Genomic DNA, 14742 nt, shown 5'->3' with positions numbered 1-14742 from the left:
TTAATTATTAATAATTGCACTCATAAAGAATTTTCCTCCAAATAATGCTATAATTGAAAAGCTGACATTGGCAAAAGCATTGATTAAGAGTGTTCCATAATGACTGTTTTCAAGAAGATTTTCAGAATCAAGTGCAAATGAAGACATTGTTGTTAACGATCCACAAAATCCTACTGCTGCAAATAAAGAATATTTTCCATCAAGATTCCATTGTTCTGATACTATAACAAATGCTCCAAGAATAAACGCTCCTATAACATTGACTAACAAAACATTGAGAGGTAATGTATTGAATAATAATGGGGATTCAGTAAGTTTGTATCTTAAAAATGCTCCAAGTACAGAGCCTATAGCAAGTAGAAAAAATTCTAAACCTTTCATATATTATTCCATAAATTAATCTAAATAATTAGTGTATTATTTGGTAAATTTAGGTTGAATTTATGCCTAATTTTGTTTTAATGTAGAGATACATGTCTATGGTTTTTATAGGTTCAATTATTTTTCCAGATAAATGACCCTTAAACTAAGATGTGATGACTATGGTTTTGAGTGTGAATTTATCCTAGATGGAGAAAAAACTGTAGGACTAATCGAAAAATTAAGAAATCATTTTGAAGAAGAGCACGGAATTGATTATACAATTGAAGCAGTTATTCAAATGATTACAAACCGTGGACATTCTTTAGAATCAATTAGAAAATAGATTATTCAAAAAAATTATTTTTCATTTTTAACATTTATTACAATGTGTATTGTATTACAATTAACAAGTTAATTTTAAAGAGATTCTAGGAATTTTTGGTTTGCAATGTTATAATTTTAATACAAAATTACCTGAAACAATCTCCTTTTATTTTATAACCACTAATAGTTACTAGTAGTGTTAGAAAATTATTCAAATGATTATGATGTCAAGTGTGAACTAGATACTTGCAAAACCTACCCTGCAATAACAGATTCTGAAAGAGGAGAAATTGTTTGTGGGGGTTGCGGTCTTATTCTAGTGCAAAACATGTCTGACGTATCATATGAAAGCAATGGTTACACTCAGGAAGACTTTATGAAGTTAGCAAGAACAGGTCCTGCAACGTCATTAACAATGAATGACAAAGGATTATCAACTGTAATTGGCACCAATAGAGATTCTACTGGAAAAGCATTATCCAATAAAACAAAATATGAATTCAATAGATTACGAACATGGGATCAAAGAAGTAAATCAAGAAGGACTGCTGCATTAAGCAAGGCCTTTACATTACTTCATGGAATGAAAACAAAGCTAGGAATCCCAGATAATGTTGTCGAAAATGCTGCCTATATTTACAGAAAAGCAGTTAATGCAAAATTAACTAGAGGGAGAACAATGGCGTCATTGGTTTCTGCCTCATTGTATGCAGCATGTAGAGAAAATAACATACCCAGAACATTAGATGATGTTGCTGGTGCTGGAAACGTTGAAAGAAGAATACTTTCCCGAGATTTGAGAACCATAATCAAAAAGCTTGAATTGAGTCTTAATCAATACAACACTTCATCGTTTATCTCAAAAATTTCAAACAATATGAATTTGAAAGAAAAAACCAAACGAGATGCATTTGAGATACTAAAACGATGTGAGAAAGAAGATATTACTGCTGGAAAACACCCCGTAGCACAGGCTGCTGCTTCATTATACCTTGCATGTATAATAAATGGTGAAAAAATTAGTCAAAAGAAATTTTCAGTGGAATCTGGAGTCAGTGATGTTACAATAAGAAACAGAGCTGTCTTGATTAAGAAAACATTAAAGCTAATTGAGTAGATAATTCAAAAAAATCCTACAAGTTAATTGTAGGAGAAAATATTTTTTCAAATAATACATCTTTTAATCTGTTTGCCAAATCTATAATTACACGTATTTGCTCCATTATGATTTCTTTAAGACTTGTGATAGCATCATTTAGTTCTGATATCTCCTCTTGTAATCTTATCTTTTCATTTTTTAGAGTGGATATCTCTCCTTGAAGATTGGTGTTTTCTTGTTTTAGTTTATCGTTTTCTTCAGTCAATCGTTTTACTTTTTCTGATTCAGATTCTCTTGGAAATGGTGCTGGTGCGGGCGCAGGTTCCGGCATACGAATGGGTTCTGGTTCTGGAGAAGGTTCCGGAATTTCCGGAGGTTCTGGTTCTTGTTCTGCTTCAATTGCTAAAGCAAATGAAATACTTGCTAAGAGAATCATTATACTTAAACCAAAAATTAGACCAGTTTTCATTTTTTTTCTCAGACAAACTAGAATAATTTTGTATATGAATATGATTATTAATTTCTAAGAATGAAAAAGAGAGTTATTTGTAGAAATCAGGCTCTTGATCTTTCTTTTGTTTAGGAAGATCTTCCATTACTGCTTGAACTACTTCGTTATGGTTGTATGTTAGATGTCTAAGAAACTTTGCTGATTCATCTGCTCTAGTTTTTTCATCAGCAAATAACATCTCAGGACTACTCAATTCTGCCATCATAGTATTGCACTCTTGGCATGGATTAAAGTCAAGATACAGTTTCATTGATTTGTCTCATCACCCTTAGTATTTAGACTATTTTATGGATTGAGGGATAGATGCTTCCTTTTTTTGAGGCCTTACCTTATCGATTGAATCAATCAGATCTTCTTGAGTGATCTTGATCTCTTTAACATTTTGAGATTTTCCACTGACATATCTCTTCAAAGCAGTTATTGCTGCTCTGTTTGCAACGGCTGCAATTTCTGCACCACTAAAGCCATCGGTTAGTTCAACTAGTTTTATTATGTCTACATCACTAGCAAGGGGTTTCTTTTTGGTATGAATCTCAAAGATATGTTGTCTTCCTTTTGCATCAGGATTTGGAACTTCGATGATTCTATCGAATCTTCCTGGTCTTAGAAGTGCTTCATCAACGATATCTAATCGGTTTGTTGCACCAATTATCAATACGTTGTGTAATTCTTCAAGTCCATCAATTTCAGTTAAAATTTGAGAGACTACATTTTCTGTTACATGTGAACCTGAATCTCCACTACCTCTTCGTGGTACAAGCGCATCAACTTCATCTAAGAAGATTATACATGGTGCTGCTTGTCGTGCTTTTCTGAAAATTTCTCTCACTCCTTTTTCAGATTCACCAACCCATTTGGAAAGTAGTTCAGGACCCTTAATACTGATAAAGTTAGACTCTGTCGTTTTTGCAAGTGCTTTTGCAATCAAAGTTTTACCAGTTCCAGGTGGACCATGGAGTAGTATCCCCTTTGGAGATTCTACATCAACATAATCAAATGCTTCTTTGTATTTCATAGGCCATTCAACTGCCTCCAAAAGTTCTTCTTTTAGTTTGTCTAATCCTCCAACGTCATCCCAACTAACATCGGGAATTTGAACTTGGACTTCTCTTAGTGCACTTGGTCTTACTTCTTTTAATGCATCTCTAAAATCTTCACTTGTAATTTGGATCTTTTGAAGAATCTCTGATGAGATTTTTTCTTCATCAAGATCAATCTCAGGAAGAATTCTACGAAGAGATCTCATTGCTGCCTCTTTGGATAAAATCTCTAAATCAGCTCCTACAAATCCATGTGTGATCTTTGAGATTTGTTTAAGATCTACTTTTTCATCAATTGGCATTCCACGTGTATGAATTGAGAGAATGTCAAATCTTCCCTCAGTATCAGGAATTCCAATTTCTATTTCTCTATCAAATCTACCAGGTCTTCTAAGTGCAGGATCAATTGAATCTGGTCTGTTGGTAGCTGCAATTACTACAACTTTTCCTCGGGACTTCATTCCATCCATTAATGTCAATAGTTGTGAAACTATTCTCTTCTCAACTTCGCCTGATACCTCATCTCTCTTTGGAGCAATAGAATCAATCTCATCTATGAAAATAATACTGGGTGAGTTTTCTTCAGCTTGTGAGAATATTTCTCTAATTTTCTCCTCACTTTCTCCATAGTATTTTCCCATAATTTCTGGACCGCTAAGTGAAATGAAATGGGCATTGGTTTCTCCAGCTACTGCTTTTGCAAGTAGGGTTTTTCCAGTTCCAGGTGGACCATATAGCAACACACCCTTTGGTGCCTCTACTCCTATTTTTTCAAACAACTCAGGATGTCTCATTGGTAATTCAACCATCTCACGAATCTTTAGCACCTCATGTTTTAGGCCTCCAAGTTCATCGTATGTAATTCTTGGAACAGATACATCAACTGCTTTAGTCATTGAACCAAGTTTGAATACTGTATTTTCAGTAACAAGTACTGGTTTTGATGGTTTGGTACTAGTTACAATAAATTGAACTCGTCCGCCCATCTGTGTATTCAAAGATACCGAATCTCCGGTTGTAAAGACATGATTTAGATAATTGTAAATCATGTATTCTTGTAACCCTTCAGCTGAAATTTTTTCAGTTGGGGACAAAACAATCTGTTCTGCATTTTCAGCTTCAACTGATTTTAATGAAATTTTATCGCCTATTCCTGCACCTATATTTTGTCTTGTCATTCCATCTACTTTGATTATTCCTGCACCATACTCTTCAGGTGCACCTGGCCAAAGTTTTACATGTGTTTTCTTGTTATATGTTAATTCTAATATTTGGCCAGTATTCCATTTTTGATCCTCAATAATTTTAGGATCAACAATTGCTCTACCTTTTCCAACATGTTGTTGTGGAATTTCATCTATTTTTAAAACAATTTCACTCATATCATTACCTCAAAAATTTAGGAGGTTTATTCAACCTCCACCGTTTTACCTTTTGGTTTTTCTTCTTCAATTAACTTGAAGAGTATTTCTAAAACTCCATTTTTGTAAGAAGCCTTTGCAGAGTTCTCATCAATTTTTTGTTGAACTGGAACTTTTGCATGATATTTCTTTTGATCATGTTCTGCAGAAAGATCTACAATCTTGTTTTCAACAACAATTTTGACGTCAGTTTTTTCAACTCCTGGCATCTCAGCTATGAGTTTTACTACTTTTTCTTTTTCATCGACAATAGTATCGACTACTGGTTCTCGTGTATCAGAAGTTGGGAGAAGGCCTGGTTTGACATTTCCATACTCCTTTACAACAGGTTTTCCATCTGGACCAACGGTCATTGTATATCCATAATAATATGGACCAGAGGTAGAACCATTACCCTTGAATTCCTCAAAAATGTCATCTATGTTAAAAAAAGAGTTTGACATTCTCTTGAAGATTCTATCAAATTCACTATCAAAGAACATTGTCATATTCACCTATACTATGTAATATATATGACATTATATAAAGATTATTATAATTTCCTTGATTTCTTACATAATCCTATTATAATTGACATAATATAATAATCTTTGATGAGAGTTGCTAGTATGTCTATTCCTGAGATTGTAAGGGTGATCATTACCAGAAATCGCTCAATTTATGATTGTATGAAAATGGATCTGATAAACTATACAGCATTAGCTGTAAAGATTCAACCAGAGATTGAAAAAATTCTGGGAAATTCTGTTAATCTCAATACAGTAGTAGTTGCAATAAAGCGATATGCAGATTCATTTGAAATTAAAGAAGAGGTTAGAGATGAATCAGTTTTGAAAAATGCTAGATTGGTATTAACTGATGGAATTATGGACATTAAATTTTCAGTTAAAGAATCAGATGAAATGGATCCCATGGCCATTTTAGATAAATTCTCAAAGATTACTAACAATTATGAGTTTTTTCGATTATCTGATTCTTTTAGATTCCTTACGGAAGATTTGGAGGATATTAGACAAATTTTCAGTAATGTTCCAAGTAGGGATGATATGTTCAGTACAGGTCTTGCAAAGATTAGAATCTCAATACCTAATACACAAAACCAATCAGATGTGGTCTCTTATGTTGCCGAGGTATTGCATGCAAACGGAATTGAGCTTGTAAATGCATTTTTCAGCCAAGATAGTATCATTATCATTCTAAATGAAAAGGATGCATCAAGGGCTTATGATATCTTACATTCAGATATAATAAGAACCTGAAAATTTTATGAATAATAATATTATTTCAAATATTGATCTCATAGGATATATTCAGTAATTTTGTGGGTACAGGTAAATGGCTCGAAATAAGAAAAAAATTGTTATTGTAGGTGGAGGTTTTGCAGGAATAGAATGCACGAGAAGATTGGAGGGGTATTTTAAGAATGATTCAGAAATTGAGATTGTTTTAGTCAGCGAGGATAATTTCTTGCTGTTTACACCAATGCTACCTCAGGTAGCATCTGGAATGATTGAAACTAGACATATTGTAATGCCAATTCGAACAATTACAAAAAAGGCAGTTTTTTATGAAGGTAGAATCAAAAACATTGATCCGTATGGAAAGATTGTAAATTTATGGGGAAGTAGAGACAAAAGAGGAGTTTCAATTCATTATGATTTTTTAGTAGTTGCATTAGGTAGTGAAACCAACTTTTTTGGAATGAGTGATCTTGAAAAGAATGCATATCAAATGAAAACACTCAATGATGCAGTTCTTGTAAGAAATAGAATTATTGATATGCTTGAGCAAGCTGAAAATGAAACTAATCCAATTTTAAAGAAAAGTTTCCTAACATTTGTTATTGTAGGTGGAGGTTTTGCAGGAATAGAAACAGCAGGAGAATTAATGGATCTTCTTTTGGATGTGAGAAAATATTATCCAAATATCAAACGAGAAGACATTCGTGTAATTGTTTTAGAAGCATTGCCAAATATTTTGCCTGGTTTTAGTGAAAGTCTTGCAAAGTTTGCACAAGAAAAATTAATGGGACATGGAGTTGAGATTAAGCTTCAGACAGCTGTAACGAGTTTTAATGGAGACGAAGTAATGATTAAGAGATTGGATGTTAACAAAGATACAATTGATGATTCAATGGTAAGTTCTATCCAATCAAAAACTGTAATTTGGACTGCCGGTGTTACACCAGTTAATACAATCAAAAGGTCATTATTCAAAACAGATAAGGGGAAAATTATTGTTGATGATAATTTACAAGTGGTTGACTTTCCAGGAGTTTTTGCAATAGGGGATTGTGCATTATTTTTAGATCCTAAGACTCAAAGACCTTTTGCACCTACTGCCCAAATTGCAGAAGCTCAAGCAAAGGTTGCTGCCAAAAATCTTTATTCTCTAATTAAAAATCAAGAAAAAACAAAATTTGTTTATGAATCAAAAGGCCAGATGGCAATAATTGGAAAAAGAACTGGAATTGCCTCATTCTTAGGAATGAACATTCATGGTATTGTAGCATGGCTTCTTTGGAGAAATGTTTACTTATCAAAAATACCCACGTGGGATAAACGTTTTAGAGTATTTCTTGATTGGGCAGCAGATATTTTCTTTGATAGAGATATTTCTAGACTAAAATTCATGAGACGTGAGCCTGAAAAAGAATACAAAATGCTTGATGAAGTAGATGATGTTTGGTAATTCAAAAAGTTATTTTAATAAATTGTTTGAATTAAAATATACAAATCTGGGATTTACAGATATTTTCTTTTCAAACTATACACAATAATTGCAGGAGCCATAAAGTACATGCCCAAATTCATTACAATTATTCCTATACCATAGCCTAACATCTCTTCTTCAGAATCAATGTCTAGATGATTTAGAATAAATAATGAAGATAGCATAGGAGTAATTGAGATTTTTACTATTTCTTTAAAAACAGAGTTTTCACGCTCATAGTCTGCAATAATTGGTGAAAATGAGTAATAGAATTGATTGAATGTATTCATAAATGTAGTTCCAGTTTCTGTTGATAAAATAGTATTATCTCTAAGCTCTCTTAGTTGTTGAACTTGTGGTGCAAGTTCAGAACCATATGTCGCAGTTGCAATTAAGCATCCACCTCCCTCTTGATTATCACTAGATTGTGATGAAAGATTATTTTTATTTGATTCAGATAATATTTCAAAAGAATCAACTGTTTCTTCAAATCTTGGAAGTTGGGAATCAAACTCATTTATTCCATTACTATATGAAAGAGTGTAAAATTTTTCAGTACCATAAACCATAATTTCTCTAAATTTTATTTTATATGTTTCATCATTGGAAAAAAAGTTTCCTTCTGCATCAATTACATATCCTTCATTTCCTTTTACCAAAATTTTATCTTGTGAAATAATGTTAAGATTGCCTGATTCAACTACTTGCTTAATTGTTTCAATTTTTTCAGAAATGAGATCATCAAGAGTTCTTTGGTTAGTTTGTTGTACTGTTAAGGAAAATACTGGATTAATTTCTCCATTTTTTGGTCCCACTGCAACTACATCAGGAGAGTTTGGTTGTGATTTATCAGGTTGTTGTAATAACCATCCTTCAGGTACACTGAATGCTATTTCATGTTCTTCACTTTCATATTTTTGATTACCAGTAGATGAGATTGGAATAGATTGAGTACGTTCAGGTTCAGGCAGCTCAAGAATATTTGAAACATCAGATCTATTGACTACTGAAACTTTTGTAATTCTAACTTGTTCAGGATCTATGGGTCTGTCATTTGATTCTGTTTGAACTGCTGCAATTTTGTCAAGTGTTTCAAAACTTTCTTCAGTTACAATTCTACCAAATACTGTATATTGTTCATCAAGAGAGTTTGAGTCCTTATGAACTATGAAAAACTGTGATCCACCACTGTTTGGATCTTGTGATCTCGCCATTGAAACAATTCCACGGTTATGTTTGATTGTGTTAAATTCTGCATTTACTCTTTTTGATGGACCTCCTATTCCCCAAGTATTTGGGTCACCATCAATGGTATTTGGGTCACCACCTTGAATCATAAAACCAGGAATTATTCTATGAAAAAGAGTTCCATCATAATATCCACTTAAAGATAATTTGATAAAGTTTTCAACATGATTTGGTGCATCGTCATAGAAAAATTCTATAGTAATTTTCCCAAGATTTGATTCTAAAATAACTATCGGATTAGTTATGTCATAAGTTTCAGGAGTTTGAGCAAATATTTGACTTCCAAAACTAGTTAAAAATAAAGATACAGTCATTATCAAAAATATTTTATTCAATATTTTTTTTCAAAACGGCTTACATAAAAGCTAATTGTATTAGTTTTTAACAACCCCAAATAAAATAATCAATATGCAACCTGATGAGAAAATTCAGGCACATTTAGTTTCAGTCTGGAGAGAATCTAAAAAATTCTTTTCAATTGGTGGAAAAGAAGGAATGCTGATTTTGACTGATAAACATCTAATGTTTATTCACAAAACAGAATCGAAGATGAATTGGTGGAAAGCCATTACTCAAAGACAGGTGGTTAATTTTATCAAATCAAAAAATACAATGATTCGTCATGATGGCTATGATGAAAAAGAGTTAATGAATGATTTAGAAGATGAAAGGAATATTGAATTATCATTTGATGATATTTCCAGTATCAGTTATGAAGAAAAGGATTGGGGTAGTCCATTACTTTTAGAATATGAAAAAGATGGGAAGAAAGAGAAATTTCAATATTCAATTGCTCAAGATTGGGTGAAATATCCTGTTAAAGAACCTATGAAATACATGAAGGTGGATTGGGAACCCTTTGTGCAATATATTAAAGACAGGCAAAAATTTACAAAGTAAAATTGGGAAAAATTTTTGCTGTTGGTGTTGGGCCTGGTTCTCCAAAATATGTAACTGAAATTGTTAAGGAGATTATTCAGAATTGTGATGTAATTATTGGTTACAAATACACGTTAAAAACAATAGAACATCTGACTGAAGGAAAAGAAATATACGAAATTACTATGAATGATCAAGAAGAGTCCTATCAAAAAATTCTTCCAAAACTTGGTGATAGAACATTGGTGATTCCATTTACTGGTGATGTAAATTTTTCAGAATCAGAGGTGGTGGATAGATTAATTGAAATTTTCGGTAAAGTGGAAATTATTCCAGGAATTAGTTCCATTCAGGTTGCTGCATCAAGAGCTCAAGTTCCTCTTGATAAGTCCAAAGTAATTACCATGCATGTCACAACTCCAATTGAAGATAAAAAATTGGAATTACAAAAGGCATTGATTGATGGCTTTAGTGTAATTTTAGTTCCAAGACCATGGTTAAAACAACCAGACAAACATTTTATGCCATCAGAAGTTGCCGTTTATCTTAGAGAAAATAATTTTGATACTAGTAAAATCAAGGTTCATGTTTTTGAAGCAATAACAACTGAAAATGAAACAAGTTTTGTAGGAACTGTAAAAGACTTGGAAGGTAAAGAATTTTCTGACTTGTCTGTAATGGTGTTTAATCAGACAAGTTTGGATTCATATATGAATTATAGATGGCAATGGGAAAATTAATTTCCTTGTTGATTAGTAGTTGTACCTAAAACTAAATTAGTAGAACTAGGAAATACATATCCATCAATCCTCATCCAAGGATAATTAGTATCTAATAGTCTGTAAAATCCAGTTTCGGTAAATTTGATTGATATTGATTCTCCAGGTTTAATTTCATTTGAATTAATTCGACCATCTAATGTAAAGTCACAATTTGATTGAATGTAGCTTGAACCAGCTTTTACTTTTGTATCTTGTTGTTCACAGATTACTACTTTGCCTGAAAGAACACTGCTATGAGTTCCAAGTCCAGCACCACTAACTATTTTATGAGAAACTATGTCATCATTTACAAACGTAATTGTAGTACCTGGTTCTAGTGAAATTCTATCTTTTGAGAAGTATTTTGTTACTGTTTGTGATGATGATCCTTTAAGAATATGAATTGTGTTCTGATCTGATTTTTTGGTTTCTGTAGCAACTTTATCGATTTTTGAAAGTGTAGATAATTTTGTAGTGTAAAGTACTTTATAACTATCATCAGGGGTAGTAATCCTTCCAGTAAATCCATAAACTGATGCATCTTTGCTTTCTTCAACTAGTCTTCCAAAAAAGCTAATTGTAGTATCAAATCCGTTTGAACTTTCTATATTTCCATTAATTCTAATATATTGACCTTGACGCAAAAATTTTCCATTTAATTTAGAGATTACAAATTCTTCATTATCTAATGTGACAAATCCATCTTCTGTTACAAAATTAATTGTACTTCCACTTTGTTTTTGAGAAGAGAGTCCTAGATCAATTTCAGATACTCTAATTGATTCTTCAGTTACAGCAAATCCAGATCCTTCTAAAAGAAATGCTTGGTTTTCAGAAATTTCAGCAAATGATTCATTGATGAAATATCCTGATGAAATAACAAGCAGTGCTAATAGAAATACAACTGTTTTCATGATTAATTTCTCTTTTAATTTGGTTTATAATTTGCTACTAAATTATTTTAGACTGATTAGGCAAAACCATAGATTATATGAAAAATTAGAACCCAGGCATCTCAAAACCTTCTTGTTGAACTAATTCTAACATGTAAAATTCAAGAAATCCTCCTGCTAGAAGAAGTGCTATAACAATTCCAATTTCTATTGCTGTTGGTTTGATATATGATGTTAGATTAATCTTTTTAGTAATTGCTCTAATCAAAATAAAACTTCTAGAAATCCCTAATGAATATGCTACAAGCTCCATCAATCCAAATGGAGATAAGAAAATAACTGCAAGTGGAGGAACATCTGCTAGAATTGGAGTAGTGGTAGAAATTGCTGCAAAAGCAAATCCGGTGGACCAAGCAGAGAAAATTCCCCATGCCACTCCAAATCCAGGAATAAACATCGGTAATGCAATAGTAGTGTTATGTACAAAGATTCCAAATGCGTCAATATCTAACACTAATTCCTCAAATTCAGACATGAATATTTTAGCTTCTTCATCACTTACAGTTGAAATCGAGCCAATCTGATAAGCAATAGCAAAAATTATTAGAAATATAAAAAATGTAATAATTCGAATTTTATTCATATTGGCATTGATTACGAACAATATTTGAGGGTTGGTGTGGGCGCAGATTTAATTAAACCAGATAATATTTTTTGATATGAAAAAGGAATTATCCTTTGCATTAAACTATGCATTAAACAAAGGATTCCAGATTCATCCAGATGCTTTTAAAATCTTAGAAAATGTAGATGTTAAAAAATTAGAGAGAATAATTAAAGAAATAGTAAGAGAGAAAACTAGACAGAAATTATTTCAGATTAGTCAGGATGACTTGGAGACATATCTAGGAATCAAAGAGGATCTAACATTACAAAATGAAATCAAGGTAATATCTGAGCCTACAAGCAAAATAACATCAGGAGAGGGGGTAAAAGGTTACAATGCTTTGTTTTCTAGTCGTTTTAACAAACTTAAACGAATAATTTCAGATAGGCCAGAATCAAGAATGCTCAAATCTGCAGCTTCTGTAAAAACCGCAAAATCTGATGATGATATCTATGTATGTGGTCTTGTTACCACGCGAAATACTGAAAGAAATGTCACTAAATTGATTTTAGAAGACCCGTCAGGCTCTTTTGAGGGTATTATTTTTGACAATGAATTACAAAAGACAGCAAATACTCTTTTGATGGATCAATTTGTCATGGCAAGAATTAGTTTAGGCAAGAATTCTGGATATATTATCAAAGATTTGATTCTGCCAGATATTCCAGATCAGGCTAAAAATAAATCAGAATCTGAAGCGTATGCAGTTTTTCTATCGGATCTTCATATTGGAAGTAAGTACTTTATGGAGGAGGAATTTTCCGAATTTGTTTCTTGGTTATCAAGTCCCGATCCTGTTGCAAGAAAAATTCGTTTTGTCTTAATAGGTGGTGATGTGGTGGACGGAGTTGGAATTTACCCAAATCAGGATAAAGAGTTAGTTTGTCAGACTATTCAAGAGCAATTAAAAAAAGCAGAAGATTTGATTGATAAAATTCCAAAAAATGTGAAAATTATCATAATGCCAGGCAATCACGATCCTGGAAGACGAGCACTTCCCCAACCAGCCATTCCAAAAAAATACAATTCAGGTTTGTGGGAAAGAGAAAATGTAGTGATGGTTGGAAATCCAGCCTTGGTATCATTGAATGGTGTTAAAATTATGATGTTTCATGGCCAAAGTATTGATGATATTGTAAAGACTACTCCAGGTCTAAGTTATGATAAACCAACCAATGTAATGAGACACCTTCTAAGAGCAAGGCATCTTAGTCCTATTTACGGTAGTCAAACACCAATAGCACCTGAAATGGAAGATCTTTTAGTAATTGAAGACATTCCAGATATTTTTCATGTAGGTCATGTTCATAGGGCAGAATTAGATATGTACAAAGGAATTTTGTTAGTTAATTCTGGCTCGTGGCAAAAACAGACACCATTTCAGGCAAGTGTTGGTATGACTCCAAATCCAGGTATTGTTATAATGGTAAATCTAAAAACTTTTCAAGTCTTTCATGAAAATTATAGTTCAAATTCAAACAATGTCTTGCAAAGTTAAATCATCATTGAAAGTCTTTTTTATCATTTCAGACGATATTGTAAGTTTGTATTTTTTTGTCCTTCCATGAATTCCTTGATGAATTAATCTTCCAGAGATTAATCCAGATAATTCGATTTCACTTAGCATTTGTGTGATTCTTCTTTGAGTTAGTTCATCTTTCCCAATTACCTTACAGAGATTTTTGTATGAAGAGTAAATTTCACCAGTAGAAGAGCCATTTGCTTTCATTATTGCGATAAGGACCAGTTTTTCGTGTAGTGGGAATGATTTTAGAGATTTTTCTTCTTTGTTTTCTTCGATTTTTTGAGAGGCTTCTCTAACATGCTCTATAGTGACTTTATCAGATTGTTGTCGCTCAGCAAGCTCGCCTGCCACACGAAGTAAATCGATGGCCCTACGTGCATCACCATGTTCTCCGCCTGCAAGAGCAGCAATGAGGTTTAGTGCATGTGTATCTACAGAGTTTTCAATAAATGATTCGTTAATTCTTTCTTGAAGAATTTTTTTTATTTGTTCAACATTGTAATTTGTAAAAACAACCTCCTCTTCTCCTAGACTACTAATTACTCTAGGATCTAGTTTTTCTTTAAAGGTGAGATCATTTGAAATTCCGACTAAAGTTAGAGAACCTCCTTCTTCAAGTCGCTCATTTGCCCTAGTAAGTTGATAGAGGATATCTTTTCCTGTTTTAGCCACTAATTGGGCAAGATAATCGATTTCATCAATTACAAAAATTGCATTAAGTTTCCCATTTCTTATTTTATTGAGGAGTCTTTTGAATACCTCACTAATTGCAAGGCCAGTGTTGGGTAATTCATCTTCTTCTAAACCTAATTGCCTGCCTAGACTGACTAATAATCCATATAATGTTGTCTCTTCTTTAGAATTAGTATAAATCAGTTTAATTGGAAAATCTGACTTTTCTACTCTTTCTTGAATTTTATCAATTACTCTTCTGACAACAAGAGTCTTACCAGTTCCAGGTTTTCCATAAACTAAAAGATTTGACGGTCTTGATTGTTTTAGAATTGGTAGTAATGATTGTGTAACTTGTTCTAATTCAGATTCTCTATGTAAAATGATTGGGGGTTTGTAAGAATAGTGAAGGCTTTCTCGATTTTTAATAATTGACTTTCCAGATTCAGCTGCATCAAGTAATCTATCTATTGGATCAGACATTACTCACACACCTTCATTTCCGATGTATCTATCATATTCATATCTAAATTAAGAGAGTATAGAATACAATAATAATTGTAGTTTAGTTTGTAATTAATTATTTTTAGTTAGTTTTAGATTTTCTTAAAAAAATAATTAAAAAAG

16 protein-coding genes are annotated in these 14742 nt (G+C 32.4%); 7 read left to right on the top strand and 9 right to left on the bottom strand.

The window, feature by feature from the left end; all coding sequences use genetic code 11:
* Positions 1 to 381, bottom strand: coding sequence for a fluoride efflux transporter CrcB (gene crcB / locus C5F50_RS00080; RefSeq protein WP_179371715.1), 381 nt, complete (start codon positions 379 to 381; stop codon positions 1 to 3).
* Between the two features lie 133 nt (positions 382 to 514).
* Between crcB and C5F50_RS00075 the strand changes: the two genes are divergently transcribed.
* Entirely contained in the window at positions 515 to 706 is a 192-nt protein-coding gene (locus tag C5F50_RS00075) for a DUF1059 domain-containing protein (RefSeq protein ID WP_179371714.1), read from the top strand.
* A gap of 177 nt (positions 707 to 883) precedes the next feature.
* Complete coding sequence (locus tag C5F50_RS00070; RefSeq protein ID WP_179371713.1) at positions 884 to 1804, top strand: transcription initiation factor IIB; 921 nt, start codon at positions 884 to 886, stop codon at positions 1802 to 1804.
* Between the two features lie 16 nt (positions 1805 to 1820).
* Here the strand turns inward: C5F50_RS00070 and C5F50_RS00065 are convergent, their stop codons facing one another.
* The 4 genes from C5F50_RS00065 to hsp20 form a co-directional block, all read right to left on the bottom strand.
* A complete protein-coding gene (locus C5F50_RS00065) occupies positions 1821 to 2255 on the bottom strand; it encodes a hypothetical protein (protein WP_179371712.1) in 435 nt (144 codons plus the stop codon).
* A gap of 73 nt (positions 2256 to 2328) precedes the next feature.
* Positions 2329 to 2547: a hypothetical protein gene (locus C5F50_RS00060; protein WP_048114480.1), complete on the bottom strand. Its 219-nt coding sequence runs from the start codon at positions 2545 to 2547 to the stop codon at positions 2329 to 2331.
* A 30-nt stretch (positions 2548 to 2577) separates the two neighbouring features.
* On the bottom strand, positions 2578 to 4719 hold the full coding sequence (locus tag C5F50_RS00055; RefSeq protein WP_179371711.1) for a CDC48 family AAA ATPase: 2142 nt from the start codon (positions 4717 to 4719) through the stop codon (positions 2578 to 2580).
* Between the two features lie 26 nt (positions 4720 to 4745).
* Positions 4746 to 5246, bottom strand: coding sequence for an archaeal heat shock protein Hsp20 (hsp20, locus tag C5F50_RS00050; protein ID WP_179371710.1), 501 nt, complete (start codon positions 5244 to 5246; stop codon positions 4746 to 4748).
* Between the two features lie 120 nt (positions 5247 to 5366).
* Between hsp20 and C5F50_RS00045 the strand changes: the two genes are divergently transcribed.
* Complete coding sequence (locus tag C5F50_RS00045) at positions 5367 to 6017, top strand: ACT domain-containing protein (RefSeq protein ID WP_246282079.1); 651 nt, start codon at positions 5367 to 5369, stop codon at positions 6015 to 6017.
* A 76-nt stretch (positions 6018 to 6093) separates the two neighbouring features.
* Complete coding sequence (locus C5F50_RS00040; protein WP_179371708.1) at positions 6094 to 7449, top strand: NAD(P)/FAD-dependent oxidoreductase; 1356 nt, start codon at positions 6094 to 6096, stop codon at positions 7447 to 7449.
* 53 nt (positions 7450 to 7502) lie between these two features.
* Here C5F50_RS00040 and C5F50_RS00035 read toward each other — a convergent pair whose 3' ends face one another.
* Positions 7503 to 9053, bottom strand: a complete 1551-nt coding sequence (locus tag C5F50_RS00035; protein ID WP_246282078.1) for a peptidylprolyl isomerase — start codon at positions 9051 to 9053, stop codon at positions 7503 to 7505.
* A 73-nt stretch (positions 9054 to 9126) separates the two neighbouring features.
* Between C5F50_RS00035 and C5F50_RS00030 the strand changes: the two genes are divergently transcribed.
* Together C5F50_RS00030 and cbiE are read left to right on the top strand one after the other, a co-directional pair.
* Positions 9127 to 9618 (top strand): hypothetical protein, encoded by a 492-nt coding sequence (locus tag C5F50_RS00030; protein ID WP_179371707.1) that lies wholly within the window; start codon positions 9127 to 9129, stop codon positions 9616 to 9618.
* A 2-nt stretch (positions 9619 to 9620) separates the two neighbouring features.
* Positions 9621 to 10337, top strand: a complete 717-nt coding sequence (gene cbiE / locus C5F50_RS00025; RefSeq protein WP_179371706.1) for a precorrin-6y C5,15-methyltransferase (decarboxylating) subunit CbiE — start codon at positions 9621 to 9623, stop codon at positions 10335 to 10337.
* On the opposite strand, the gene C5F50_RS00020 is transcribed toward cbiE, so the two are convergent.
* Positions 10334 to 11272: a cupredoxin domain-containing protein gene (locus C5F50_RS00020; RefSeq protein ID WP_179371705.1), complete on the bottom strand. Its 939-nt coding sequence runs from the start codon at positions 11270 to 11272 to the stop codon at positions 10334 to 10336. The two genes, cbiE and C5F50_RS00020, sit on opposite strands and share 4 nt — an antisense overlap.
* Before the next feature lie 85 nt (positions 11273 to 11357).
* On the bottom strand, positions 11358 to 11894 hold the full coding sequence (locus tag C5F50_RS00015; RefSeq protein ID WP_179371704.1) for a stage II sporulation protein M: 537 nt from the start codon (positions 11892 to 11894) through the stop codon (positions 11358 to 11360).
* A gap of 76 nt (positions 11895 to 11970) precedes the next feature.
* Between C5F50_RS00015 and C5F50_RS00010 the strand changes: the two genes are divergently transcribed.
* Positions 11971 to 13416: a DNA-directed DNA polymerase II small subunit gene (locus C5F50_RS00010; RefSeq protein ID WP_179371703.1), complete on the top strand. Its 1446-nt coding sequence runs from the start codon at positions 11971 to 11973 to the stop codon at positions 13414 to 13416.
* On the opposite strand, the gene C5F50_RS00005 is transcribed toward C5F50_RS00010, so the two are convergent.
* Positions 13393 to 14598, bottom strand: coding sequence for a Cdc6/Cdc18 family protein (locus C5F50_RS00005; protein ID WP_179371702.1), 1206 nt, complete (start codon positions 14596 to 14598; stop codon positions 13393 to 13395). The two genes, C5F50_RS00010 and C5F50_RS00005, sit on opposite strands and share 24 nt — an antisense overlap.
* Positions 14599 to 14742 lie beyond the last annotated feature (144 nt).

Origin of the sequence: Nitrosopumilus ureiphilus (assembly GCF_013407185.1) — an archaeon.
Classification (GTDB): Archaea; Thermoproteota; Nitrososphaeria; order Nitrososphaerales; family Nitrosopumilaceae; genus Nitrosopumilus; species Nitrosopumilus ureiphilus.
This window is presented reverse-complemented; position numbering and strand designations above follow the sequence as displayed.